The organism is Nonomuraea polychroma, assembly GCF_004011505.1.
GTDB lineage: Bacteria > Actinomycetota > Actinomycetes > Streptosporangiales > Streptosporangiaceae > Nonomuraea > Nonomuraea polychroma.
This window is the reverse complement of the sequence record NZ_SAUN01000001.1, coordinates 1,731,845-1,753,377: the sequence shown is the minus strand read 5'-3', so window position 1 is coordinate 1,753,377 and position 21,533 is coordinate 1,731,845. Positions and strand designations below refer to the sequence as shown.

25 protein-coding genes are annotated in these 21,533 nt (G+C 71.3%); 10 read left to right on the top strand and 15 right to left on the bottom strand.

Features of this window, described 5'->3' with window-relative positions:
• Window positions 1-93: 93 nt before the first annotated feature.
• From EDD27_RS07655 to EDD27_RS07640, 4 genes are read right to left on the bottom strand one after another with little or no spacing between them, the layout of a single operon-like run.
• Window positions 94-897: an SDR family NAD(P)-dependent oxidoreductase gene (locus tag EDD27_RS07655; protein WP_164903529.1), complete on the bottom strand. Its 804-nt coding sequence runs from the start codon at window positions 895-897 to the stop codon at window positions 94-96.
• Window positions 894-2,096 (bottom strand): cytochrome P450, encoded by a 1,203-nt coding sequence (locus tag EDD27_RS07650; RefSeq protein ID WP_127931736.1) that lies wholly within the window; start codon window positions 2,094-2,096, stop codon window positions 894-896. The genes EDD27_RS07655 and EDD27_RS07650 overlap by 4 nt, the downstream gene beginning before the upstream one ends.
• Window positions 2,093-3,049, bottom strand: a complete 957-nt coding sequence (locus EDD27_RS07645; RefSeq protein WP_241563908.1) for a phosphotriesterase family protein — start codon at window positions 3,047-3,049, stop codon at window positions 2,093-2,095. Before EDD27_RS07645 ends, EDD27_RS07650 begins: the two co-directional genes overlap by 4 nt.
• Window positions 3,034-3,801 (bottom strand): phytanoyl-CoA dioxygenase family protein, encoded by a 768-nt coding sequence (locus EDD27_RS07640; protein ID WP_127931735.1) that lies wholly within the window; start codon window positions 3,799-3,801, stop codon window positions 3,034-3,036. Before EDD27_RS07640 ends, EDD27_RS07645 begins: the two co-directional genes overlap by 16 nt.
• 97 nt (window positions 3,802-3,898) lie before the next feature.
• Here EDD27_RS07640 and EDD27_RS07635 point away from each other — a divergent pair, with 97 nt between their 5' ends.
• Window positions 3,899-4,543 carry a hypothetical protein gene (locus EDD27_RS07635; RefSeq protein ID WP_127931734.1) on the top strand — a complete coding sequence of 215 codons (645 nt, stop codon included), beginning with the start codon at window positions 3,899-3,901 and terminating at the stop codon, window positions 4,541-4,543.
• Window positions 4,544-4,701: 158 nt separating this feature from the next.
• Here the strand turns inward: EDD27_RS07635 and EDD27_RS54010 are convergent, their stop codons facing one another.
• Window positions 4,702-4,842 (bottom strand): hypothetical protein, encoded by a 141-nt coding sequence (locus tag EDD27_RS54010; protein ID WP_164903528.1) that lies wholly within the window; start codon window positions 4,840-4,842, stop codon window positions 4,702-4,704.
• Window positions 4,843-4,912: 70 nt separating this feature from the next.
• On the opposite strand from EDD27_RS54010, the gene EDD27_RS07630 reads away from it, so the two are divergent.
• A complete protein-coding gene (locus EDD27_RS07630; RefSeq protein ID WP_206641305.1) occupies window positions 4,913-5,830 on the top strand; it encodes a TIGR03621 family F420-dependent LLM class oxidoreductase in 918 nt (305 codons plus the stop codon).
• On the opposite strand, the gene EDD27_RS07625 is transcribed toward EDD27_RS07630, so the two are convergent.
• Window positions 5,814-6,782, bottom strand: coding sequence for a zinc-binding dehydrogenase (locus EDD27_RS07625; protein WP_127931732.1), 969 nt, complete (start codon window positions 6,780-6,782; stop codon window positions 5,814-5,816). The genes EDD27_RS07630 and EDD27_RS07625 overlap by 17 nt on opposite strands.
• A 59-nt stretch (window positions 6,783-6,841) precedes the next feature.
• Between EDD27_RS07625 and EDD27_RS07620 the strand changes: the two genes are divergently transcribed.
• Window positions 6,842-7,432, top strand: a complete 591-nt coding sequence (locus EDD27_RS07620) for a histidine phosphatase family protein (protein ID WP_127931731.1) — start codon at window positions 6,842-6,844, stop codon at window positions 7,430-7,432.
• On the opposite strand, the gene EDD27_RS07615 is transcribed toward EDD27_RS07620, so the two are convergent.
• The 6 genes from EDD27_RS07615 to EDD27_RS07590 form a co-directional block, all read right to left on the bottom strand.
• A complete protein-coding gene (locus EDD27_RS07615) occupies window positions 7,419-7,682 on the bottom strand; it encodes a sigma factor (protein ID WP_127931730.1) in 264 nt (87 codons plus the stop codon). The two genes, EDD27_RS07620 and EDD27_RS07615, sit on opposite strands and share 14 nt — an antisense overlap.
• Window positions 7,682-8,563, bottom strand: coding sequence for a maleylpyruvate isomerase mycothiol-dependent enzyme family protein (locus EDD27_RS07610; protein WP_127931729.1), 882 nt, complete (start codon window positions 8,561-8,563; stop codon window positions 7,682-7,684). Before EDD27_RS07610 ends, EDD27_RS07615 begins: the two co-directional genes overlap by 1 nt.
• A gap of 20 nt (window positions 8,564-8,583) precedes the next feature.
• A complete protein-coding gene (locus tag EDD27_RS07605; protein WP_164903527.1) occupies window positions 8,584-9,342 on the bottom strand; it encodes a hypothetical protein in 759 nt (252 codons plus the stop codon).
• Window positions 9,343-9,385: 43 nt separating this feature from the next.
• Entirely contained in the window at window positions 9,386-9,643 is a 258-nt protein-coding gene (locus EDD27_RS07600; protein WP_127931727.1) for a 3'-5' exonuclease family protein, read from the bottom strand.
• 88 nt (window positions 9,644-9,731) lie between these two features.
• The gene (locus EDD27_RS07595) at window positions 9,732-9,968 is read right to left on the bottom strand and encodes a DUF397 domain-containing protein (protein WP_049559738.1); all 237 of its coding nucleotides are present in this window, start codon (window positions 9,966-9,968) and stop codon (window positions 9,732-9,734) included.
• Complete coding sequence (locus tag EDD27_RS07590; protein ID WP_127940554.1) at window positions 9,969-10,790, bottom strand: helix-turn-helix domain-containing protein; 822 nt, start codon at window positions 10,788-10,790, stop codon at window positions 9,969-9,971.
• Window positions 10,791-11,012: 222 nt separating this feature from the next.
• Between EDD27_RS07590 and EDD27_RS07585 the strand changes: the two genes are divergently transcribed.
• The gene (locus tag EDD27_RS07585; RefSeq protein WP_127931726.1) at window positions 11,013-11,519 is read left to right on the top strand and encodes an ATP-binding protein; all 507 of its coding nucleotides are present in this window, start codon (window positions 11,013-11,015) and stop codon (window positions 11,517-11,519) included.
• A gap of 78 nt (window positions 11,520-11,597) precedes the next feature.
• Window positions 11,598-14,036 carry a helicase-associated domain-containing protein gene (locus EDD27_RS07580; protein WP_127931725.1) on the top strand — a complete coding sequence of 813 codons (2,439 nt, stop codon included), beginning with the start codon at window positions 11,598-11,600 and terminating at the stop codon, window positions 14,034-14,036.
• On the opposite strand, the gene EDD27_RS07575 is transcribed toward EDD27_RS07580, so the two are convergent.
• On the bottom strand, window positions 14,020-15,033 hold the full coding sequence (locus EDD27_RS07575) for an ABC transporter substrate-binding protein (RefSeq protein ID WP_127931724.1): 1,014 nt from the start codon (window positions 15,031-15,033) through the stop codon (window positions 14,020-14,022). The genes EDD27_RS07580 and EDD27_RS07575 overlap by 17 nt on opposite strands.
• Window positions 15,034-15,118: 85 nt before the next feature.
• On the opposite strand from EDD27_RS07575, the gene EDD27_RS07570 reads away from it, so the two are divergent.
• From EDD27_RS07570 to EDD27_RS07560, 3 genes are read left to right on the top strand one after another with little or no spacing between them, the layout of a single operon-like run.
• Window positions 15,119-16,186: a FecCD family ABC transporter permease gene (locus EDD27_RS07570; RefSeq protein ID WP_241563907.1), complete on the top strand. Its 1,068-nt coding sequence runs from the start codon at window positions 15,119-15,121 to the stop codon at window positions 16,184-16,186.
• Window positions 16,183-17,190, top strand: coding sequence for a FecCD family ABC transporter permease (locus EDD27_RS07565; protein WP_127931723.1), 1,008 nt, complete (start codon window positions 16,183-16,185; stop codon window positions 17,188-17,190). Before EDD27_RS07570 ends, EDD27_RS07565 begins: the two co-directional genes overlap by 4 nt.
• Window positions 17,190-17,996, top strand: coding sequence for an ABC transporter ATP-binding protein (locus tag EDD27_RS07560; RefSeq protein WP_127931722.1), 807 nt, complete (start codon window positions 17,190-17,192; stop codon window positions 17,994-17,996). Before EDD27_RS07565 ends, EDD27_RS07560 begins: the two co-directional genes overlap by 1 nt.
• A gap of 187 nt (window positions 17,997-18,183) precedes the next feature.
• Here the strand turns inward: EDD27_RS07560 and EDD27_RS07555 are convergent, their stop codons facing one another.
• The gene (locus EDD27_RS07555; RefSeq protein WP_206641304.1) at window positions 18,184-18,777 is read right to left on the bottom strand and encodes a TetR/AcrR family transcriptional regulator; all 594 of its coding nucleotides are present in this window, start codon (window positions 18,775-18,777) and stop codon (window positions 18,184-18,186) included.
• An 81-nt stretch (window positions 18,778-18,858) separates the two neighbouring features.
• On the opposite strand from EDD27_RS07555, the gene EDD27_RS07550 reads away from it, so the two are divergent.
• Window positions 18,859-19,176, top strand: a complete 318-nt coding sequence (locus EDD27_RS07550; RefSeq protein ID WP_127931721.1) for a rhodanese-like domain-containing protein — start codon at window positions 18,859-18,861, stop codon at window positions 19,174-19,176.
• Window positions 19,177-19,251: 75 nt separating this feature from the next.
• Here the strand turns inward: EDD27_RS07550 and EDD27_RS07545 are convergent, their stop codons facing one another.
• A complete protein-coding gene (locus EDD27_RS07545) occupies window positions 19,252-20,517 on the bottom strand; it encodes an ArgE/DapE family deacylase (RefSeq protein WP_127931720.1) in 1,266 nt (421 codons plus the stop codon).
• A gap of 65 nt (window positions 20,518-20,582) precedes the next feature.
• On the opposite strand from EDD27_RS07545, the gene EDD27_RS07540 reads away from it, so the two are divergent.
• Window positions 20,583-21,503: an endonuclease/exonuclease/phosphatase family protein gene (locus tag EDD27_RS07540; protein WP_127931719.1), complete on the top strand. Its 921-nt coding sequence runs from the start codon at window positions 20,583-20,585 to the stop codon at window positions 21,501-21,503.
• Window positions 21,504-21,533 lie beyond the last annotated feature (30 nt).

Genomic DNA, 21,533 nt, shown 5'->3' with positions numbered 1-21,533 from the left:
ACCCGACGCAGCCGCCCGTCTCCGCCCAGGCCGAGCACGTGCCCCGGTCCCCGAGCGGCCGGCCGCTCCACTGATCCGGCCCGCCCACCGGCCTCACTGCTGGTCGCGCCACCTCTGGACGGCGTGCTGGGGCCGGTGGGCCAGGGTGCCCGAGTCGATGACGAGGGTCTGGCCGGTGACGCAGCGACTGTCGTCGGAGGCCAGGAACGTCACCAGGCTCGCCACGTCGTCCATCGTGCACGGCCACGGGAGCAGGCGTTCGGCGGCCTTGTCGGCGAGCTGCTCCTGCGTGAGGGCACGCTGGGCGGCGGGCGTCATCACGAGGGCGGGGGCGACGGCGTTGCAGCGGATGCCGCGGGCGCCGTACGCGGTGGCGACGTAGCGGGTGAAGCCGATCAGAGCCGACTTGGAGGCCCCGTACGCGGCGTGCACCGTGTCGCCGACCAGGGCGGACACCGACGACATGAGCACAATGGCGCCGCCGTCGGGCATGACGGGGACCGCGTGCTTGACCATGAGCATGGCGCCGCGCAGGTTGACCTCCATGGTGCGGTCCCAGACGCCCACGTCGAGCGTGTCGATCTCGCGGTCACGGCCGTAGACCTCGGGGCCGAACGCGGCGGCGTTGGCGTGCAGGACGTCCACCCGGCCGAACGACGCCACCATGGCGCCGACCGCCTCCTCCACCTGCTTCTCGTCGGACACGTCGCAGGTCAGCGCCATGGCCGTGCCGCCGTGGGCGCGGATGGCGGCGGCCGTGGCCTTGGCGCCGGCCGCGCGCAGGTCGAGCACGCCCACACAGGCGCCCTCGGCGGCCAGCCGGGTCGCGCACGCCGCGCCGATCCCGGATCCGGCCCCGGTCACCAGGGCGACGCGACCGTAGAAGCGGCCGGTCACCACGCCACCCGCAGCGAGGTCAGGCCGCGGCCGACGATCGACTTCCTGAAGGCGACCGGCCGGCCGGGAACGAGCCGCAGGCTGGGGAGGCGGCGTCCGAGCACGTCGAGCGCGGCGCGTAACTGGAGCCGGCCGAGCGCGGCGCCCACGCAGAAGTGGATCCCATAGCCGAAGACCATGTGGTCGGCGGCGTTCGGGCGGTCGATCCAGAAACGTTCGGGGTCGGGGAAGACGGTCTCGTCGTGCGCGGCGGAGTCGGTGGACAACAGGACGAGCGAGCCGGCCGGGATCGTCACGCCGTGCAGGGACACGTCGGTCGCGGCGTAGCGGAAGGAGCCGAGCGAGGCGCCGTCGATGCGCATGCACTCCTCCGCCGCGTTCGCGACCTGCTCCGGCGGCACCGGCCAGGCGTCCTCCCTGAGCAGGCGCAGGACGGTGTTGCCGAGCTGGTTCGGCACGGTGTCGTTGCCGCCGAGCAGAATCGTGGAGATCAGCTCGACCACCTCCCTGTGGGTCAGCTCGTCCCCGATCAGCGAGGTCATCAGCGAGGTGAAGTCGTCCTGCGGATCCTTGGCCCGGGCCGCCACCAGGCGGTCCACGTAGTCGAGATAGGTCAGGAAGCTGTCGGCGAGCTCCAGCTGGCGCTCCGGCGGCTGCGGCGACAGGAAGAGCTGGAACCAGTCCTTGACGTGCGCCTGCACGAACGCCTCGTCGGACTCGGGGACCCCGATGAAGCGGGCGGTCAGCTTGATCGACGGCTCGTGCCCGATCTCGGCGACGAAGTCGGCCCCGCCCTGCGGCACGATCCGGTCGAGGAGGTCCTCGTTGAGCGTCCGGAACGTCTCCTCCATGGCGGCGACGGCACGCGGCGTGAACGCCCTGGACACCGACCTGCGCAACCTGGTGTGGTCGGGCGGGTCGACGTTCGCCACGAAGCTGGACAGGAACGAGTCGTCCTCGCCCAGCTTCTCCCTCGTCGCGGTGGTCAGGCTGCGGGAGATCGTCAGTGAGCCCTTGGAGGAGAAACGCCGCGGATCGCCGTAGGCCGCCCGCACGTCGGCGTAGCGGGTCAGGACGTACGCCTGGAGGTGCTCGCTCCAGAACACCGGCGACTCCTCGCGGAGCCGGGCGAGGAACGGGTACGGATCGGCGACGTGCCAGTCCGCACCGACGTCGAAGTCCTCGATGTCGTAGGTCATGCGAAGATCCTCCGCGGGTTGTAGACGAGCATCTGGTGGATCTGGTCGTCCGTGACGCCTCTCTTGCGGAGCTCGGGCACTACGTCGCGGGAGATGTGGAGAAGGTGATAGTTCGGGTGGCGGCGCCGTACGACGTCGGCGTCGAACCGGTCGTTGAAGCAGTACGAGTCATGACCTAAGACCATTTTTCCGGCGTGTCCGCGCTCGCACATCGCCACCACCACCGACACCCGGTCCTCGAACGAGCTGATCGTCTCGATGCCGAAGCGGTCCATGCCCAGATAGGAGCCGTTCGCCACCAGCTCTTCGAGATAGGCCACGTCGGTCGAGTCCCCGGCGTGCCCGATCACCACCCGGCCCAGGTCGACCCCGAGCGAGCCGAGCAGGCGCTGCTGTTCGAGCCCGCCCCGGGAAGCGCTGTGGGAATGCGTGGTGATCGGCACGCCGGTCTCCAGCTGCGCCTCCGCGACCGCCCTGAAGACCCGCTCGCAGCCCTTCGTCATGCCTAGGTGGTCGGAGGCGCACTTGAGCATGGCGGCCTTGACGCCGGTCCGCCCGACGCCCTCGACGATGTCGCGTACGAAGAACTCCGCCAGCCGGTCCGGCCCGCCGAACAACGACCCGGGACCGCGGTTGCCGAAATACGGCGGCAGCGTGTCGTAGGTGTAGAGCCCCGTCGCGGCCACGATGTTCACGCTGGTCAGCTCGGCCACACGCTGCACCGACGGGATGTGGCGGCCGAGCCCGACCACCGTGAGGTCCACGATCGTGTCGATGCCCTCGGCCTTCAGCGCCTCCAGCTTGTCCGCCGCTTCCCTGGCCCGCGTCTCCAGGTCCCATCCCTCCGGGATGTCCGGCCAGTTCCACAGGATCTCCGGGCTCAGCCCGAAGACGTGCTCGTGCATGAGCGTCGCCCCCAGGTCGGCGACCGGGCCTCTCACGGTCTCAGGCACGGGAACCTCTCGTGCTCGAACGGGCGGTTCACCTGGAGCCCGAGCCCGTCGGTCTGCTGGTACGGCAGGCCGGTGTAGAGCGCGTCGGCGTCGAAGTAAGTGACGGTGAACGACAGCCGCGGCTTGTCGTGGCGGTTGGCGGGCGCGCCGTGCACGGTCAGCGCGTGGTGCACGGTCGCGTCCCCCGCCTTGAGGTCGAGCGGCGGCGACAGCTCCAGCTCCTTCAACCACGGGTGCTGGCTGAGCTGGTCGTCCCCGGGCCGGGTGAAGCTGCGCCCGAGCAGGCCGTGGCGGTGCGAGCCGTCGTAGAACCTGAGCGAGCCCATGTCGGCGGGCACGTCCGCGAGCGCCAGCCACACGGTCAGCATGGCCGAGCGGTCCATCGGCATCCAGGGGAAGTCCTGGTGGAACTCGGTGGCGCCGTGCTCGCCCGCCTCCTTGACCAGGAGGTTGGTGACCTGCACGCGAACCGCGCGCACGCCGCGCAGCAGCCGTACGGCGTTGCGGCCCATCTGGGGGCTCATGGTCAGCGCGCCGAACATCTCGTCGCTCGCCGCGATGTCCCTCGACTGGCCGAACGCCTGGTCGACCAGCGTCTGCTTGCCCTTCGCGCGGGCGCTCAGGTGACCGGCCGCCCGCTCGCGCAGCTCGGCCGCGGTGGAGGGGTCGATGAGCCGGCCGAGCCGCACCCAGCCGTGCTCGTGGAAGAACGCCACCTCGTCGTCGGTGGCCTGGCGCACCGGGATCTCCATGGCCCCCAGTCTGGCACCTAAAGCAAGCGCTTGGTAAGAGAGGATTTGAGTAGCCCCTACTCATGCGGCCGGCGCGCGCCCACCCCACGCTCAGGGCATGACCACAGTCGAGACACCCCCTGCGACCGCCGGTTTCACGCGGTACGCCATGATCGCGTGTGCGGTCGTCGCACTGCTCATGCTCGCCCTCTCGCTGCTGTTCGCCCCCTTCGCCACCACGGCCGAGGGCGAGCCGTACATCCGGGGCTTCGTCGCCAACCTCGACAGCTATCCCCTGTGGAGCTGGGTCAGCGTCCTGAGCTTCGCCACGTTCATCCCGGCGATCTTCGCGGTGAGCAAGGTGGCCAGGTCGGGCCGGCCGGTGCTCGGCCTGGTGGGCATGATCCTCGCGTTCATCCTTGCGCTGCCGGTCGGCGCGAACACCGACGACGTGATCTACGCCGCCGCCAAGGCGGGACTGGACGTGCCGACCACGAACCGGCTGGTCACGGAGCTGAACGAAGGGCTGCCGACCTCGCTACTCGGGTTCACGTTCTTCGTCAGCCTGCTCGGCTTCGTCCTGCTCGGCATCGCGGCACTGAGCAGCGCGGCGCCGAAGTGGGCGGCCATCGCCATGATCGTGGCGCCGTTCCTCATCCCGATCGCCTGGATCGCCCAACTGGGCAACCTGGCGGCGGGCGCTGCCTGGCTCGTCTTCGCCGCGGCCTCCGGCGGCATCGCCCTCGCCCTACCGCGCCCTTGACGGCTCAGCGCACCTGCTCGGCCAGCCAGTCCTCCAGGCACGCCAGGCCGGCCTCGCCCCGGATGACCATGCCGCCACCAGCGCGCCGTAGTCGTGGACATGCGGGCCTCCCGGCATTTTCTCGGCCACGCGGAGCATGTCCCGCACGTCCATGCAGATCACAGGCTCTCCAGCCGCTCAAGCCACTCGCCGTCCCTTTCGAGCACCTCGTAGACGAACCGACGGAGGTCCTCATCGGACTGGACGTCGCCGGCCTTGTGCCCTTGCCGGCAATTCGGAGACGCAATGTAGTCGATCAACTCCTGCCCTGCGCCGAGGCTTTCCCCATAAGGTTTTGCCAAGCGCTTGCTTGACGACAGAGGAGGAAACGTGCGGCCGTTCAGGTTCGGAGCCGTGGTGCGGGAGGCGGACTCCGGGAAGGCGTGGGCCGAAAAGGCCAGGCGGCTGGAAGGGGCCGGGTTCGATGTGCTGTTGGTGCCCGATCACCTGGTCGGGCCCCGGTTCGCGCCCATCGCGGCGCTGACCGCGGCCGCCTGCGCCACCGACCGGCTGCGGGTGGGGGCACTGGTGTTCGCCAACGACTTCAGGCACCCGGCGGTGCTGGCCAAGGAGGCGGCGACGCTCGATCTCCTGTCCGGTGGGCGGCTGGAAGTCGGGATCGGGACCGGGTGGATGGCACAGGACTATGCGGGCGCCGGGATGGCGCTGGACGCGCCCGGGGTGCGGGTGGAGCGGCTGCGGGAGGCGGTCGCGGTGCTCAAAGGGCTCTGGGGGGACGGGACGTTCGACTTCCGCGGTGACCACTATCGGATCGACGGGCTCGATCAGCGGCCCAAGCCCGTACAGCGGCCGCATCCGCCGCTGGTGCTGGGCGGCGGCGGGCCCCGGGTACTACGGCTGGCGGCCGAGCAGGCCGACATCGTCAACATCGGGATGCGGGTGCGGCCGGACGGCAGCGGGCCCGACACGCGGGACGGCGGGCTTGAGGCGTTCCTGGGCAAGCTGCAGCACGTCCGCGCGGCCGCCGGCGACCGCTACACCCGCCTGGAACTGGGCACGAGCGTGGTCCAGGTGGGTGCGAGGAAGGCGGAGGAGACGTGGAGCGCGGCCGACAGCTCGTCGCTGGACGAGACGCCCCAGGTGCTGCTCGGTACGCATAATGACATAGTCGACAAGCTCCGCCATTGGCGGGATGAGCATGATATTTCGTACTTCGTCATGCACAACGAGCGCGACCTCGCCACCTTCGCCCCCGTCGTCGAGGAGCTCGCTACGGGACGAGGATGACCTTGCCCATGGTGTTCCTGCTCTCCAGCGCCTCGTGCGCCGCGGCGGCGTCGGCCAGCGGGAACGCCTGGACGGCAGGCGTGAGCGACCCGTCGGCCGCCGCGTCCAGGGCCCGGGCGCGCAGATCGCCCACGCCACCCTCGCGGCCGAGCAGGTGAGCGATCCCGTCGTACACGGTCACGCCCCGCGCCGCCGCGTCCTCTTCCCCGGCGAAGAACCACTCCCCCGCCGCCGAACCGAACACCACGTGCCGCCCGCCCCGCCCGAGCAACCCGTACACCGCCTGCCCGAGCTCGCCGCCGACCCCGTCGAAGGCCACGGTGACCTCGCCGAACGCCTCGCGTACCAGCTTGTCCCAGCCGGGCTGCCGATAGTCCACGGCCAGGTCCGCCCCGAGCTCCTCGACCCGCCGCACCTTCGCCGGCCCGCCGGCCGCCCCGATCACGCGGGCGCCGGCACCGCGCGCGTACTGCACGAGCAGCGTCCCGATGCCGCCCGCCGCGGCCGTGGCCAGCACCACGTCAGATGCGCTCAGAGGCGCCAGCTCCAGCAGCCCGAAGGTGGTGGCTCCGGTGGTGTTCATGGCCACCGCCGGACCGTAGTCCACATGGCCGGGAAGCGTGGCCAGCGAGGAGGCGGACGCCACGGCGAGCGAAGCGTACCCTCCTGACGTCACGTCGGATGTCACCACGCGGCGTCCCACGAGCTCGGCGGGCACTTCCTCGCCCACGGACTCCACCACGCCGGCCACTTCCCCTCCGAGGATGGCGGGCAGCGCCGGCGCGGGGTGCGGCCCGACGGCCTGCCCCCGGCGCATGAGGGTCTCGATGAAGTGCAGGCCGGCCGCGTGCACGGCGATGCGCACCTCCCCGGCGCCGGCCACCGGGTCGGGCACGCTCTCAAGGCGGAGGTTCGCAGCAGGGCCGTATGCGTGCAGTCTGATCGCTTCCATGCCCCCAACCCTGCTACCTCAAGCTTGGTTGAGGTCAAGCGTGCCGGATGATGGAGTCCATGGATGAGATGCTGCTGCTCCGGCACGGTGAGACCGAATGGAGCAAGGCGGGCAAGCACACCGGACGTACGGACCTGCCTTTGACGGAGCACGGCGAGGATCAGGCCAGGGCGCTGGCGCCGCTGGTCAAGGAGCGGTCGTTCGACCTGGTGCTGGTCTCCCCCGCCCAGCGCGCCCGGCGCACGGCGGAGCTGGCGGGGCTGACGGACTACGAGGTGGATGCGGATCTGTGGGAGTGGGACTACGGCGGCTACGAGGGCATCACCACGCCGAAGATCCGCGAGACCCGGCCGGGCTGGTACCTGTGGCGTGACGGCGTGATCCCCGGCGACGCCGAGCACCCCGGCGAGAGCGCCGCCCAGGTGGCCGCTCGCGCCGACCGGGTGATCACGCGGGCCAGGGCGGCCGAGGGCCGGGTGGTGCTGGTCGCGCACGGGCACTTCCTGCGCGTGCTGGCCGCCCGCTGGCTGGGCCTGCAGGCCTCGGAGGGCAGGTTGTTGAAGCTGGAGACCGGGACCTACTCGCGGCTCGGGTTCGAGCACGCCGAACCCGTGCTCCTGACCTGGAACGCGCCCGTCAACTCACTTTAGAGCGCAGCGCCGACTCGTGCAGCGCGCGGCTGACCAGCCAGCCGCGCAACGAGCCGAGGCTCGGGTCGTACGACAGGGGCTGCTCCCACAGGGCGACGAAGACGCTCTGGGTGATCTCCTCGGCGTACTCCTGGCTTCCGGTGATCGTGGCGGCGATCCCATACACGTGCGACCCGTGCTGGTCGTAGGCGTCCGCCAGCGCGTCCAGGTCCCCCGCCGTCAAGCGAGCACACAAGTCCATGTCGCTCATCAGTCGCACCCCAACGTCGCGGCGGCACGGATCAGGTCACGGGCGAGGACGGGGTCGCCCTCGGCGGCGTACGGGAAGAAGTCCGGCGGCCATCGGTTGGCCAGCAGCCGGCAGAAGCCCACCGCGTCGGCCGAGATCAGCACGGCGACGTGGTCCGAGGTGGGTGAGAGCGGGATCGTCCAGGTGCCGCCGCCGGGCCCGGTCAGCATGATGGTCGCCGAGACGTCGCGGCGCGGCCCCTTCAGCGCGCGCGGCAGCATCGCCAGACCGAACTCGGCGATCATGTGCACGTGCTCGTCGCGGGGCGCGGACCTGGAGCGGTCGGTGGCGGCCCTGATGTCGTCGGCGTGGGTCCACGTCTCGAACGTGCGCTGGATCATGGCCTGGCGCAGCGGCGCCCGGGCCGGCCGCGTCCCCGCCAGCGTCACCTCGACGCCGAGCAGCACCTCGCTGCTGGAGGAGACCCGTTCGAGCAGGTTGCCCGCCTGCTCACGCCAGTGCCGGTGCACGGGAGCCGCCTGAGCCGCGGGCACGCCCATGAACTGGGCGACGGTGGCGTCGTTGGCCGCCAGGTGCTCGACCATGCCCCTGACCGTGCCGTGCTTGGCGACCGGGGCGTCCCACTGGTCCAGGCGCAGCTCGCCCAGCAGGTCGTCCATGAGCGCCACCTGCTCGGCGTACGGCACCGCCACGGTCGCCACCCCGATCAGGGCGGGGCTGCGGCGGCGGCGCGCCTTGGACAACACCGCCTCGCGTAACGTGGGCGGCGGCGCGAGCGCCGGGTCCGGATGGTCGAGCAGCGCGAGAGCCGCGCTGCAGTCCGGGCAGGCGGCGACGTGATCGTCGGGTCTCTGCCCGTTGGAGAGGTATGGGTCCGCCATGGCCACCTCCGCAGCCGACGCTAGCCCGGCAGGGCCCCTGGCGCCAGGCGACAGCCGGGGAACGGTGCCAGAAGCGTCTCACGCCACGGGCCGTCAAGGTAGTCGCGAGCCCGTTTTCCCCAGTCCAGTAGCCGGGAATCGGGCGCGACCTCGTCGTCGAGGCCGAGTGCGGCGTCGCGGGCGCGCTGGGTAGCCAGGTGGTCGTCGAGCGAGACGGCCCACAGGGTGACCGCCTCGGTGTCGCAGAAGAGCACCTCGTACAGGCCGACCAGGGTGTGGCCGTGCTCGGCGAGCAGCGGGGCGCGCTCGGCGCGTACGGCGGCGAGATAGTCGAGCGCCGCCCCGGGGCGTACCCGGGCGCTTTCGAAGAGGTAGAGCTCGGCGGCGGGGGCCTCGGCCAGCGGCGGGCAGCCGGCCACGGCGCCGAGCGGCCGCGAGAATGCGGAGAAGCGCAGGTCGTCGATGTCGGACAGGAACAGGCGGGCGTCGACCCCCTGGTAGATCTCCATCATCTGCCGCCAGCCGCCCTCCCAGCCGCCGTGGCAGTCCCAGAGCGTGACGGCCTTGAACTGCGGATGGCCGGTGATGCCGACGGCGTAGAAGGCGCCGACGAGGTCGATCTCGCGGGACCTGATGGAGGTGCCGGAGGTGAGCTCGGGAGCGGTGCGGGTCTCGTCTTCGCGTTTGTACGTGGTCAGCCAGGTCAGATACTCCAGTGGCCGCCTGGAGTTCATCGGCCTGAAGTCGACCTCCTCGAGCAGGTGGATCGCGCGCCGCACCAGGCCTCCTCTACCAAGCGGTTGCTTGGCAAGAGGATAGCGATCACGCCGGCGCTTGGGAAGGCTGCGGCCCCCGGCCCGTGAGCCACTCCAGCACCCTGCGGTGCCCCGAGGTGGCGTCCTCGAAATGGCCCCAGTGCCAGTAGCGCGGCTGGTCGCGGATGCCGGTCACCCACGTGCGGTAGGAAACGGAGGCGCCCGTCGTCGCCGGCGCCACGCCATAAGTGCGAATCACGACCTTGCCGCCCGGCGCGAACAGCACGTCGTCGGCGATCGGATACAGGGTCATCTGGTCGAGCATGACCTGAATCCTGTCCTCAGGACGAGGCCGGGCGGTTACGCCTCCGGCGCACCCCCGTTAAGCAGGCGCGCCGGAGGTTAATACGGTGTTACACGAGGAGGCCGTCGAATTCTCCGTCCTTCACCCCCAGCACCAGGGCCCGGATCTCGTCACGGGTGTAGATGAGGGCAGGGCCGTCGGGGAAACGGGAGTTGCGGACCGCGATCCCGCCGTCGGGAAGCTCCGCGAGCTCCACGCAGTTGCCCTGCGAGTTGCTGTAGCGGCTCTTACGCCAGGCGACCTGCGTCAGGTCGGTCGCCGGCATGCCGTTGTAGGTCTGGTTCATCTAAATCTTTCTGAGAAGACCGCCGATGAGCTCGACGGTGCCCCCTGGCGTGGTGCTCTCCACGCACAGCTGCTCCATGGCCGTGAGGTACGGATCGACGTCCTCACGTTTGTCCAGGTACAGGGCACCCCAGAGCTGTTCGACGTAGACAACGTCCGACAAGTCGGACTCGGGAAACCGCAAGATGCTGAACGCACCCCCTTCAGCGGCGTGCTTGCCGAACCTGAAGGGCATCACCTGGATGGTGATGTTGGGCAGGGCAGCGACCTCCAGCAGATGCTGGAGCTGCTCGCGCATGACCTCCCGCCCACCGATGGTCCGCATGAGCGCCGCCTCGTCGATGACGGCCCACAACCGGGGTCCGTCCTTCTGGGTGAAGCGCTCCTGACGCTGCATGCGCATGTGCACGCGGCGTTCGATTCTCTCCGGACCCGCATCGGGATTGCCAAGCTCGAAGACCGATTTCGCATAGGCGGCCGTCTGCAGCAGGCCTGGCACGAACTGCACTTCATAAGTGCGGATCAGGCTGGCGGCCTCCTCCAGGCCCACGTAAGTGGTGAACCACGAGGGCAGCTCGGCCGAGTACTTGTGCCACCACCCGGGGGTGTTGGCCTCGCGAACCATCTCCAGCAGGGCTCGGCGCTCGGCATCGTCGACGACGCCGTACAGGGTGAGCAGGTCTTCCACGTCACGTGTCTTGAATCCGACGCGGCCGAGCTCCATACGACTGATCTTGGACTCGGACGCCCGGATGTGGAATCCGGCCTGTGCCCGGTCGAGCCCGCTGGCTTCACGCAGGCGCCGCAGGCTCGCCCCCAGCATGATGCGCCGAACGGTCGAGCCGGAGCCGGGCGGATCAATGGACACGTGCTGCTCCTTGGTCGTTTCCTTGCGACACAGTCTGTCACTTCACGGCCGAAAGATCATGGGCCGCGGACAAGATCCCCTTTCCCCCATGTTGACCATTTGATGGCAACCGTAGCGCGTGCACGGTTTGTCTGCACGTGCATTCGCTCTTGCACCTGCACGAGAGTTTGCCGCAGAATGATCACCGTGCAATCCACCACGGCGCCGCCCGCCCAGTGGACTACGTTCGATTGGTGGCCCCCGGTCGGCTGGTGGCCGGAGGCGGCACGCGATCTGCTGGTCCCCGGCACGTCCGCAAGCGCCACGTTCGTGCTCCCGCCCACCCCGTCCTCGGTCCACTCCGCCCGCAGCTTCACCACCGGCGCCCTGACGGGATGGGGGCTCGCCGAGCTGATCGAGAACATGGAGCTGGTGGTCTCGGAGCTGGCGACCAACGCGCTGCGCCACGGCCTGCGCCTGACCGAGCCGCGCCGCGACTGCCCCGTCCACATGTCCCTCGTCCGTCACGGACCGCTGGTGACGTGCGCCTTCACCGATCCAGGCCCCTCGGTGCCGGTGCTGCGATACCCTGGGCCCCTGGACACCGGTGGCCTCGGACTCCACATCGTCGAATCACTCAGCCACCGCTGGGGTTGGTCGGCGCTGGCGCCTCACGGGAAGATCGTCTGGGCAGTCCTCTCCTGACCGGGGGTGATCTGCATTACCGTGGATGGTCATGGCTCACGGTGAGTCCCGCGCGCGACCCCATGAGAGTGCTGACAGATGGAAGATCACCTGCTCGGCTGGCTGCGAACACTAGACGAAGACAGGCTTGCCCGCATCCTGGCGAACAGGCCGGACGCCATCGCCGCGCCGTGGCCGCGGCGGCTCGACACGCTCGCCCAGCGCCTCGGCAACGGCTTCGCCGTGATGGAGACGCTGCAGCGGCTGCCGCTCCCCTGCCTGCAGCTGGCCGAGGCGGCGCTGGCCCTGCGCGCGCCCACCGCCGAGCAGCTCGCGGCCTTCGTCGACGCGCCGGCCGATGAGGTGAACCGCTGGCTCGCACACCTCTACGACCACGCGCTGGCCTGGCCGGGTGACGACGGCGTGATCCATCTGGCGGAGGGCGTGGCACGCTGGTGGGCCGCGCCGCTCGGCCTCGGCGAGCCGCTCGACCACTACCTCAACTCCTGGACGATCAGCAACGACGCGCTGCGCGCGCTCGCCCGCAACCTCGGCCTGCCCGCTCAGGGCCACAAACGACGCACGATCGCCCGCGTGGCCGAGACGCTCGGCGACGCCGCGCGGATCAAGGCCCTGACCAGTGGAGCCCCGGCCGGCACCGCCGAGTTGCTCGACCGGTTCGCCGGGGAAGGCCCCGCGCTGCCCGTGGACGGCGGCAGGTTCGTCACCCCCGGCACGCCGGAGAAGTGGTGCGCCGACCACGGCCTGCTCTTCCGGCCCAGCTGGCACATGGCGGAGATCCCCCGCGAGGTGGCGATCTGCCTGCGCGGCCCCGGCTACCACCCGCCCTTCCTGCCCGCGGCGCCCGAGGTGGCCACGATCCCGGTCGATCCCGAAGAGGTCGACCATCTGATGACGCTGGCCGCGCCGCACGTGGTCGAGCGGTGCGCGGCTCTGCTCGACAACACCTCCAAGACGCCCCTGCCGCTGCTGAAGACCGGCGGCGTGGGCGTGCGCGAGGTACGCAGGGTGGCCAAGGAGACCGGCTGCGACGAGGACGAGACCCGCCTGCTGCTGGAGATCTGCGCGGTGGCCAGGCTGCTGGCCTGGGACGAGGCGGCCGGCGGACTGGTGCCCACGGAGCGCTTCGACCGGTGGCGGCTGGATGAGGGGTCGGCCCGGCTGCGGGTGCTGCTGTCGGCGTGGTGGCGCATGGAGCGCTCGTCGCTCCGCAAGATCGACGGCAAGTACGGCACCGTCCTCGGCGACGAACCCGCGGGCGACGCCGTGGCCCGGGTGCGCCGGTCGGTGTTGTCGGTGCTGGCCTGCCTGCCCGCCGGAGCTGCGTTCGCCGACCGCGACAGCCTCATCGCGAGCGTCCACTGGCACGCGCCGCTGATCGACCACCAGCTGCTGCTGGATTGTGCGCCCCCGGTGCTGGACGAGGCCCGGCTGCTCGGCCTGGTGGCCAACGACGCGTTGACCGATCTCGGCCGGGCGCTGGCGGGCCTGACCGCCCGGCCGGGGGACGAGAACGACGAGGTCGTCCCCGTGGTCGAGCACGATCCCGTGCTCGTCGAGGTGTCCACGCGGGCGCTGGCGAGCGTGCGCAGGAGCGCGTTGTTCGGCCCCGATCTGACGGCGGTGGTGACCGGCCCGCCGTCGGCGGAGCTGGCGGCGCTGCTCGACCGGGTAGCCGAGCGGGAGTCGCGGGGCGCCGCCTCGGTGTGGCGCTTCACCGCCGAGAGCGTGCGCCGGGCGCTCGACCGCGGCTACGACCCCGACGAGTTGCTCGACGAGCTGGCGGCGGTCGGCGCCATCCCGCAGCCGCTCGAATACCTCGTCCGCGACACCGCGCGCCGGCACGGCGAGGTGACGGTCACCACGGTCGGCTGCGTCATCCAGGCCGGCGACCCGTCACTGCTCGCCGAGATCGCCGCGCACCGGCGGCTGGGCCGGCTCGGCCTGCGCCTGCTCGCCCCCACGGTGCTGGTGAGCGCGGCCGGGGCCGAGCGCACGCTGTCCGCGCTACGCGAGGCCGGCTATTCGCCGGTGCCCGTCTCCGACACCGGCGAAATCACCATCCACCGGGTCAGGGCCGCAGAGCTCGCCGAGCGTGAAGACCGCGACAACGGCAAGCTGATCCTGCTGCCCGGCGGTCAGGTGGCCGAGCTGCCGGAGCTCCACGGCCTCGACGCGTTGGAGGCGCCGGCCCATCTGCTGGCCGAGCCGCCGCCCGACCCGCAGGAGCACGCCCGCCGGCTGATCGCCGCCAGCCGGGCGGAGGCCGACAAGAGCGGCCGCACCTGGGCGATCATCGGCAGGATGGCGACCAGGTTGCCGACGGCGCAGCAGTCGCTGCTGGGCTTCGTGGTGGACCGAGGTGTGCGGGCCGGCATCACGCTCACCGACGGGCTGACCGCCACGATCAGCCACGGCGAGCTCAAGGGCGGCGCGCTCGACGCCTGGTGCGAGGAGGCAGGCGACTACCTCGAGTTCCCCCTCGCCGAGATCGTCGAGGTCAGAGGAGCTTTTTAGCCTTCTTCAGGTTCGCCACGAGGGCCTCGAGGAAGTCCGCGTACCCCTGGTAGCTGTAGGGCGCCTCGGCGTTCCACGGGTAGAGCTGGCCGGCCTTGACGGCGGGAAGCTTGGCGAAGGTGGGCTTCTTCAGCATCTCCTCGGGCTTGAGCGCCTGGGTGCGGGTGTCGTAGAGGATGACGTCGGCCTCGTACTCGTCGGCGTTCTCCCAGCTCAGCGTCTGGAAGAAGCCACCCTGGTCCACCTTGGACGGGGTGACCACGTTCAAGCCGGCCTGGGTGAGGTGAACGATGTCCGGGTACTCGGGCGGGTTGACGATCCAGAAGGCGTCCGCGCCGCCCGACGCCATGAGGATCTTCAGGTCCTTGAACTGGGCGAGTTCCTTGGTGGCGGCCTCCATGCGGGCCTTGGCCTCCGGCACGCCCTGCATGTCGGCGCCGAGGGACTTGGCCAGTTCCTCGTACTTGGCGATCACCTGGGTGGCGCTCTTGCCGGTGAGCATGATGCCCGCGGTCGGGGCGATCTGCTCGATGGTGTCCTTGGACTTCTCGGGCACGTACCAGAGGGTGCCCTTGATGTACATGCTGCTGACCAGGAGGTCGGGCTGGAGCGCGATGTACTGCTCGACGTTGAACTCGTCCCACACGTTGCCGAGGCCCTGGACCTTGGTGATGTCGACGTTGCCGACCTGCGGGTCCTTGCTGCCGTCCTTGAGCTTGTGGGGGCCGAACACCGCGATGGGGCGCACGCCGAAGTCCCAGAGGGCGGCGGCCGCGCCGACCTGGGCCACGATCTTGGTGGGGACCTTGGGCTGCTCGATCTTCTTGCCGCGGTCGTCGGTGAACGACCAGGCCTGGGCCGTGGGGGCGGCGGAACCGGCCGTGGCGGGCTGCGCCTGCGTGCCGCTGTCGTCACCGCACGCCGCCAGCGTCACGGCCGCCGCGAGTCCCGCCGTCGCCGACAGGAAGCCCCTGCGTGCCAGTACCGGTCCCGACATGGTCATCTCCTAAGGTTAGGCTTGCCTTGCTACAAGTCCATTAGATTAGCCTTGCCTAAGTTTGACCACGACGAGAGGGGGGCGGGTGCGCCCGGCAGTGACCACGCTCCAGGCGGCCGACGACCCCGCCGAGTCCGCGACGAGGCCGGTGTGGGCGCGCCCTGCGGTGCTGGCCACCGGACTCATGGTGGCGCTGGCGGTGCTGGCCCTGATGGCGATGGCGAGCGTGGCGCTGGGGGCGCGGTCCGTACCGTTCTCCACGGTGATCGACGCCTTTCTCGCACCCGACGGCTCCAACGACCACACGGTCATCCGCGAGCTCCGCGTGCCGCGCACGCTGCTCGGCATCGGCGTGGGCGCCACGCTCGGCCTGGCCGGGGCGCTCATGCAGAGCCTGACCCGCAACCCGCTCGCCGACCCTGGACTGCTCGGCATCAACGAGGGAGCCGCGCTGGGCGTCACGCTGGCGCTCGGGGTGTTCGGGCTCACCGATCCCGCGGTGTACGTGTGGTTCGCGTTCGGCGGGGCCGCGCTGGCCTCCGTGATGGTCTACTCGCTCGCCTCGGCGGGCCGCTCGGGCTCCAGCCCGGTACGCCTCACGCTCGCGGGCGTCGCGCTCGGCATGGTGGCGACGGCCATCGCCTCGGCCATCCTGCGTATGGACGCGCAGACCTTCGACCGGATGCGATTCTGGCTGACCGGGTCGCTGGCCGGGCAGACGGCCGACACGCTGGTGCGGCTGGCCCCGTTCATGGTGGCCGGGCTGGTGCTGGGGCTGTCGCTGGCCAGGCCGCTCAACATGCTGGCGCTCGGCGACGACGCGGGCAAGGCGCTGGGCGTGGCCGTGGGCCGTACCAGAGTGCTCACCGGGGTGGCGGTCACGTTGCTCTGCGGGGCGGCCACCGCCGCGGCCGGGCCGCTGTGGTTCGTGGGGCTGATCGTGCCGCACGCGGTGCGCGCGCTGGTGGGGCCCGACCAGCGGTGGGTGTTGCCGTACTCGGCGGTGGCCGCGCCGGTGCTGCTGCTGGGGGCGGACGTGGTGGGCCGGCTCATCGCCCGGCCGGGAGAGGTGCAGGTGGGGATCGTGTGGGCGGTGATCGGCGCGCCGATCTTCATCATGCTGGCCAGGCGGAAGCGGGTGGCGGCGCTGTGAACGTCCGTGTCGGCCCCTGTTCCGTACGGCTGGCGCCCCGCGCCCTGCTCGTCACCGCCGCCCTCCTGCTGGTCGCCTGTGTGGTGGCCGTGGCGGCGATCTCGACGGGCGAGTTCACCGTGCCCGTGCCCGACATCATCACCGCGCTCTTCGGCCAGAGCACGCCGGTCGCCGAGCTGATCGTGAGCAAGCTCCGCGCGCCGCGCGTGGTGACGGGGCTGCTGGTCGGCGCGGCGTTCGGGATGAGCGGCGCGATCTTCCAGAGCCTCACCAGGAACCCCTTGGGGAGCCCCGACTTCATCGGCTTCACCGCCGGCGCCTCGACCGGCGGCATCATCGCCGTGGTCGCCGGCGGCTCGGCCATGACGATCGCCGGCGGCGCGCTGGCCGGGTGCGTCATCACGGCCGTGCTGGTGTACGCGCTGGCCTTCCGCGGCGGCGTGCAGGGCTACCGGCTGGTCCTGGTCGGCATCGGCGCGAACGCGCTGCTGCTGGCGGTCAACTCCTACCTGCTGACCCGGGCGAACATCAACGACGCGGCCACCGCGGGCGCGTGGCTCACCGGCAGCCTGAGCGGGCGCGGGTGGGACCACGCGCAACCGGTCGCGCTGGCGGTGGCCCTGCTGGTGCCCGTGTGCCTCTATCTGGCGCGGCCCATGCGGATGATCGAGATGGGTGACGACGCGGCCAAGGCCGTGGGCATCAGGGTCGAGGCGGTACGCGCGGTGGCCATCACGGCCGGTGTGCTGCTGTCCGGCGTGGCCACCGCCGCCGCCGGCCCCGTCGTCTTCGTCGCGCTCGCCGCGCCCCAGCTGGCCCGGCGGCTCACCCGCTCCCCCGGCGTCACGATGGGGGCCTCGGCACTGATGGGCGCCGTGCTGCTGACCGGCGCCGACCTGGCGGCTCAGCGGCTGCTCGCCCCCACCCAGCTGCCCGTCGGCGTGCTGACCGCCGCCATCGGCGGCACGTACCTCGCCCTGCTCCTGCGAAAGGACCGCCACTGATGCCCGATGCACGTCTGTCCGGCACCGGCCTGACCCTCGCCTACGACCAGCGCGTCGTGGCAACGGACCTGAGCGTGGCGATCCCCGACGCGTCCTTCACGGTGATCATCGGCCCGAACGCGTGCGGCAAGTCCACTCTGCTGCGGGCCCTGGCGAGGATGCTCAAGCCCAAGTCCGGCGCCGTGCACCTGGACGGGAGCGTCATCACGTCGCTGCCGTCGAAGGAGGTGGCGCGGCGGCTGGGGCTGCTGCCGCAGAGCTCGATCGTGCCGGACGGCATCACCGTGGCGGACCTGGTGGCCCGGGGGCGTTATCCGCACCAGCGGCTCATGCGGCAGTGGTCGCGGGCCGACGAGGCCGCCGTGGCCGAGGCCATGCGCGCCACCGACGTGGCGGAGCTGGCCGACCGGATCGTGGACGAGCTGTCGGGCGGGCAGCGGCAGCGGGTGTGGCTGGCCATGGCGCTGGCGCAGGAGACGCCGATCCTCCTGCTGGACGAGCCGACCACGTTCTTGGACATCTCCCACCAGATCGAGGTGCTCGATCTCTGTGCCGACCTGCACGAGGCGGGGCGGACCATGGTGGCGGTGCTGCACGACCTGAACCAGGCCTGCCGGTACGCCACGCACCTGATCGTGATGAAGGCCGGGACGGTCGTGGCCGAGGGGGACCCGACCGAGATCGTCACCCCGGAGCTGGTGCACGAGGTGTTCGACCTCCGGTGCGAGATCATCCCGGACCCGCAGTCCGGCACCCCGCTCATCGTCCCGGAGGCCCGCCGCCGCGTCACCACCGCCTCCGCTTAGCCCATCGAGGCGAAAGCGGGGCCCTGGGACCGCCCTGCCGCGCTCGCGCCGCCGACCCCGCACGGCCACACCACGGGCGCGGCCGGCGCAACCGGTGAGGGCGAGTGCAGGCCGGCGCGGGCCGGCACGGCGGGCGCGGGAGGGCGGGCGGGAGCCGACGCAGGCCGCGCGGGTGCGGGACGTGGGGTCAGGGTGGCGTGGCTGTGGACAGGGCCAGGGTGGTGATGGCCTGGATGGTGCGGTCCTGGCCGTACTCGGTTTTCAGTACGCCGGCTACTTCTGCGCCGATGGCGGCCAGTAGCGCGTGGGACAGGACGTCCGCGTCGGCGTCTGGGCGGGCTTCGGCCAGGAGGATGGCCACGTGCCGGTGCCAGAAGCGGTAGGCGCCGATGCGGTAGCGGGCGCCGGGGCTGGCGGTCTCTGACATGCGGACCAAGTCCAGGTGGTCGAAGAGGTAGTGCAGGTAGGCGGCGACGAAGGCGGTGAGGCGCTCGCGGGCGGGGGCCCCCGGGCCGAGGGGTGGTGGGCCGGACAGGATGCGCTGTTGGAGATCGCGTTCGCGGTCGTCCAGGAGCGCCACGGCCAGTCCTGACTTGTCGCCGAACCGGCGGAACAGCGTGCCCTTCCCCACCCCGGCCGCCGCGGCGATCGCGTCCATGGACACCACCTCGACGCCCTTCTCCGCGAAGAGCGCCGCCGCCGCAGTGAGCACCTTCTCCCTGTTGCGTGCCGCATCCGCGCGTTCCTTGGGCGGCCGGGCACGCAGCAGCTCCAGAGGCATGCTTGACGAAGCGGACTGCGGTCCAGTAGCTTCCGAGTCATCCACAAAACGGACTGTAGTCCAATTCCCCTGGAGGACACAATGAACGTCATCACCCGCGACGAATTGAAGGCCGCCCTGGGCACCGTGACGGTGGTCGACACGCTCGGCGGCGACTACTACGCCCAGCAGCACCTGCCAGGCGCGATCTCCCTGGTCGAGAGCGAGGTCGCCGACCGCGCCGCGGCGCTGCTGCCCGACAAGGACGCCACCATCGTCACGTACTGCACGAACCCGTCCTGCTCCAACAGCAAGGCCGTGGCGACCCGGCTGGGCGCGCTCGGCTACACCGACGTCCGGAGGTACGTCGAGGGCATCGAGGACTGGGTCCAGGCCGGCCTGCCGGTCGAGTCCGCTTGACACAAAGGCCCGGTCGGCTCGTTCACGGCGGGCACCGGCTCGCCCGCGGCAACAGCGGCCTGTCCGGGCTGCTGGTCAGCCGGCCGCTGAAAGCACTCCGCAGCGGCGCACCGCGAGCAGTGCCAGTGCCCGCGTGACCTCGCGCAGCTCGCTCAGCCTGACCTGCTCCCTGGGGGCGTGCGCGTACCGGACGTCCCCGGGGCCGTAGTGCAGCGTCGGGATGCCGCCCGCGGCGTAGAGCCGCAGGTCGCTCCCGTACGGCGCGGCCGACTCGGCGGGCTCGCCGCCGGTCGTGTCGGCGACCGCCCGGCGCACCTCGCCGAGCAGCTCGTGCCCGGCCGGCAGCCGCCCGCTGGCGAACTGGCCGCCCGGCCACGTCACCACCGGCGGGTTGGTACGGAGCCAGGGATGCGCGACCTCCGCCACCGCCTGCTCGAACGCCGCCCGCGCGGCCGCCGGATCCTCCCCCAGCCGCACCCCGAGCCGTCCCTCGGCGACGAGCAGGTCGGGCACGGTGCTGGCCCAGTCGCCCGCCCGCACGGTGCCGATCTCGATCGGGTACGGCATCGGGTTGCCCTGGAACAGGCCGTGGACGTCCCGGTTGCGCTCGGCCTCCAGGCGCCTGATCGCCTCGAACACCGGCCAGAACACCTCGATCGCGTTGACGCCCTCATACCGGGTGGCGCCGTGCGCGGCCCGGCCGGCGATCTCCAGCCGGAACGTCAGCGCGCCGGCGTTGGCCGTGATGATCGCGCCGCTGGTGGGCTCCGTGATCACGGCCGCCTCCGCCGTATGACCCCTTGCCAGGGTGGCGAACGCGCCGAGTCCGCCGTCCTCCTCGCTGATCACACAGTGCACGGCCAGCGGCCGGGCCAGCCGCACTCCGGCCCGGTTGATCGCCCTGGCCACGGCCAGGTTGGCGACGAGCCCGGCCTTCATGTCGCAGGCTCCCCGGCCGTGCAGCACGTCGCCGGCGATCCTGGCGGCGAACGGGTCGCTGCCTTCCCATTTGGCCAGGTCGCCGGTCGGGACGACGTCGACGTGGCCCTGGAGGGCCAGCGCGGGCGGGCCTTCGCCGGCGGTCACGGCCGCGACGCCGTACCCCTCCGTCCTCGGGGCCTCCGCGCCGGGGAAGCCGGGGCGGCCGGTGAGGTCGGCGAGGTCGAGCTTCCAGACGTCCACGTCCATGCCCGCCTCGGTGAGCAGGCGGGCGAGGCGGTGCTGCAGGTCGGACTCGGCGTCGGTGCCGGTGACGCTCGGCACCCTGACGGTCTCGGCCAGCAGGTCGACGGTCTCGGCGTCGTCTATGGCGTTCAGCACCCGGGCTTCGGCGTCGTTCATGGAGCACACCTTAACGGCGTGAACCCGTGCGGGGACATGTGGCGATACAGGGCGTGCGGACATGGATGAGCTGGATTGCCGTGGTTCCCTTCACCTTGTGGGCGGCGGTGCGATTGAGCGGGTTCGAGCCGGACTGGCCGTGGGTGCCGGTGGTGGCGTATACGCCGTACGCGACGGTGGCGGCGGTGGCGGGAGGGGTGCTGGCCTGGGTGCTGCGGCGGCGGGCGGCGGGCACCGTCGGGCTCGTGGCGGTGCTGGCGCTGGTGCCGGCCGTGCTGCCGCGGGCGCTGTCCGACGGCAATCCGCAGGCGAAGGGGCCGGTGCTGCGGGTACTCGCGGCCAACCTGCTGGTGGGGCAGGCGGACACGGCCGAGCTGATGCGGCTGGTCGACCGGCTGCGGCCGGACGTGCTGGCGCTGCAGGAGTTCACGGCGGCCTCCATGGAGCGGCTGGACGAGGCGGGCGTACGCAAGGTGCTTCCGCACGCCGTCACCCATCCCCTGCCGGGCGTCGGCGGGTCCGCCGTGTACGCCAGGCACCCTCTCGAAGCCGGGCCGCTGATCAAGAAGGGAGGGTTCGGTCAGGCCACGGCCTGGCTGAAGCATCCCGGCGGCGTGCGGATCGAGGTCGTGTCGGTGCACCCGTGCGCGCCCAAACGGTACGGCCGGCAGCCGTGCTGGCAGGCCGGATTGGAGGCGCTGCCGCGTGGGGGCGATGCGCTGCGGGTGCTGGCGGGCGACTTCAACGCCACACTCGACCACCTGCCGATGCGGGAGTTGCTGGCGGCGGGCTACCGGGACGCGGCCGACGTCATGGGGAAGGGGTTCGTGGCCACCTGGCCGCAGAACGGCTCGTTGGTCCAGTCGCCGGGGGTGACGATCGACCATGTGCTGGCCGACTCGCGCATGGCGGTGCGGGCGTTCGAAGTGCTGTCGTTACGGCGCACCGATCATCGGCCGGTGTTCGCCGAGCTCAGGCTTCCATGATCGCGATGTCGGCGAACCCTTGCGCACCGG